The organism is Yokenella regensburgei ATCC 49455, from assembly GCF_000735455.1.
Classification (GTDB): Bacteria; Pseudomonadota; Gammaproteobacteria; order Enterobacterales; family Enterobacteriaceae; genus Yokenella; species Yokenella regensburgei.
This window is the reverse complement of the sequence record NZ_JMPS01000078.1, coordinates 1-2,304: the sequence shown is the minus strand read 5'-3', so window position 1 is coordinate 2,304 and position 2,304 is coordinate 1. Positions and strand designations below refer to the sequence as shown.

Sequence of the window (2,304 nt, the reverse complement as noted above, 5' to 3'; positions counted from 1 at the left end):
GGCAACGCCTCGCGCGTGCTGATGGGCGCGGTCGCGATGCTGCGCTCCACCGTGCGTATGGGACGCCAGCTACAGACCATGACCAGCCAGGACACCAGCGCCTTCAGCCAGATTGTCGCCTCCAGTCCGAAAATGCGCCACGTGGTGGAGCAGGCGCGTAAGCTTGCGATGCTCACCGCGCCGCTGCTTATTACCGGTGACACCGGCACAGGTAAAGATCTGCTGGCTCACGCCTGTCATCTTGCCAGCCCGCGGGCCGATAAACCGTATCTGGCGCTGAACTGTGCCTCGATTCCGGAAGATGCGGTAGAAAGCGAGCTCTTCGGCCACGCGCCGGAAGGTAAAAAAGGCTTCTTCGAGCAGGCGAACGGTGGATCGGTGCTGCTGGATGAGATCGGTGAAATGTCGCCGGGCATGCAGGTGAAGCTACTGCGCTTCCTCAACGACGGTACTTTCCGCCGGGTGGGGGAAGATCATGAGGTGCATGTGGATGTGCGCGTGATTTGCGCCACGCAGAAAAACCTGGTTGAGCTGGTACAAAAAGGCATGTTCCGCGAAGATCTGTACTATCGCCTGAACGTGCTGACGCTGAATATTCCGCCGCTGCGCGATCGCCCGCAGGACATCATGCCGCTCACCGAGCTGTTCGTGGCCCGCTTTGCCGATGAGCAGGGCATTGCGCGCCCGAAACTATCAATCGATCTCAATAATGTCTTAACCCGCTACGGCTGGCCGGGCAACGTGCGTCAGCTGAAAAACGCGGTGTATCGTGCGCTGACCCAACTGGAAGGCTATGAGCTGCGTCCGCAGGACATCCTGCTGCCGGATTACGACGCGGCGACCGTGGCGGTGGGCGAAGACGCAATGGAAGGTTCGCTGGACGACATCACCCGTCGCTTCGAGCGCTCGGTGCTGACCCAGCTTTATCGCAGCTTCCCGAGTACCCGAAAACTTGCAAAACGGCTCGGCGTTTCGCATACCGCGATTGCCAATAAGCTGCGGGAATATGGTCTGAACCAGAAGAAAGGTGAAGAGTAAAACCTAAAAATAAAGCCTCCGAGGAGGCTTTCAAATTACCCACGAACATAACTCTCATTAGTTTCATTGAATGATTGTTTTTCCTCTGCTTTCATTGCCAATAGCTATTACCTCGCTTTAAGCTTAATTTTTGTTTGTTTATATTAAACTCACCAACCAACCAACCAACCAACCACTTTGTAATATCTCACCATCAAACCTACCTCTTTCAGACATGCTTTGTGGTAAGTTAAATGAAATCTTATGGTTGGTAACTTTTAATGCAACAACAACTGGGGGGGATGGTTCTCCTTCACTATATTGGAACATAGCCCAATATCCTTTATTTGAATATCCAATAATAATTTCCGTGCCCAATATGTCACCTGTGTCCTTATTAAAAGAAAGGTCAGTGTATATACCAGTAACCATCCATTGCTCATCAATTCCCCATGAGGGTAATGGGTACATGAAAAACATTATGATAACTAATGTTTTTTTCATGACGTTCATTATTGATCGCTCCCTGTTAATCTCAGAAATTCTTGAGTTGCGTTATCAATAGCAGTTGTCCGATCAATTGGTGGATTCATATAAAAATGTGGTGGGTCCGGTTGCCGAAAATCCCCTCCCCAACTCAATCCGGCAGCAGTGGCTGCATTTCTAACCACTTCTCGTTGTGCATCATTTGGGAGCGATGAATAGTTCACATCAACAGCAAAACCACATGAATGCAAACTATGATCTGCTGGAGTTATTGCATTTGGGTCATTATGAAGTGCATTCTGATGTTGTGGTGAGCGGTATGCGCTATTAAAATGTAAATCAACACCATTCGCTGATGCGTTATCAATAAACGTCTGAATATGTGTATAAAAATCATTGTCCAGATAAGTACCACCTAACCCCGGAAGATTGACAGCTTCGAGTGTTAACCCCAGCGAATCTATATGTTGAATCGGATTTAATGGATAAGTATAAGGATTCCATCCGCCCTGTAACCCAATCGGATCCTGAGTAATATACCGTCCCGCCGTCGGGTCGTAGTAGCGGTGGCGGTTGTAGTACAGCCCCGTCTCTGTATCCGCCTGCTGGCCCGGCAGGCGGATTAGCTGCTCCAGGCCCTCCGGGTTATCCTCCCGCAGCACGGTGCCCCATTCGTCGTATTCGGCCCGCCATCCGGGGCTGCCGTCGCGGCGCATCAGCGCCAGCGGCAGGCCACGGTGGTCGCAGTGATAGAGGTGGATTTTGCGCAGCGGCGTATACTCCGGCTCCATCTGGCGCGTC

3 protein-coding genes are annotated in these 2,304 nt (G+C 51.4%); 1 reads left to right on the top strand and 2 read right to left on the bottom strand.

Annotation, left to right across the window (positions count from 1 at the left end):
* Window positions 1-1,038, top strand: a 1,038-nt coding sequence (gene tyrR, locus GYRE_RS19960) for a transcriptional regulator TyrR (protein ID WP_038257807.1), incomplete at its 5' end; no start/stop codon positions are given.
* A gap of 138 nt (window positions 1,039-1,176) precedes the next feature.
* Here tyrR and GYRE_RS19955 read toward each other — a convergent pair.
* Both GYRE_RS19955 and GYRE_RS25370 read right to left on the bottom strand, forming a co-directional pair.
* A complete protein-coding gene (locus tag GYRE_RS19955) occupies window positions 1,177-1,530 on the bottom strand; it encodes a hypothetical protein (RefSeq protein ID WP_245939524.1) in 354 nt (117 codons plus the stop codon).
* Window positions 1,530-2,304: RHS repeat-associated core domain-containing protein (locus tag GYRE_RS25370; RefSeq protein ID WP_211248370.1), on the bottom strand; the 775-nt coding region annotated here is incomplete at its 5' end. The genes GYRE_RS19955 and GYRE_RS25370, both read right to left, overlap by 1 nt.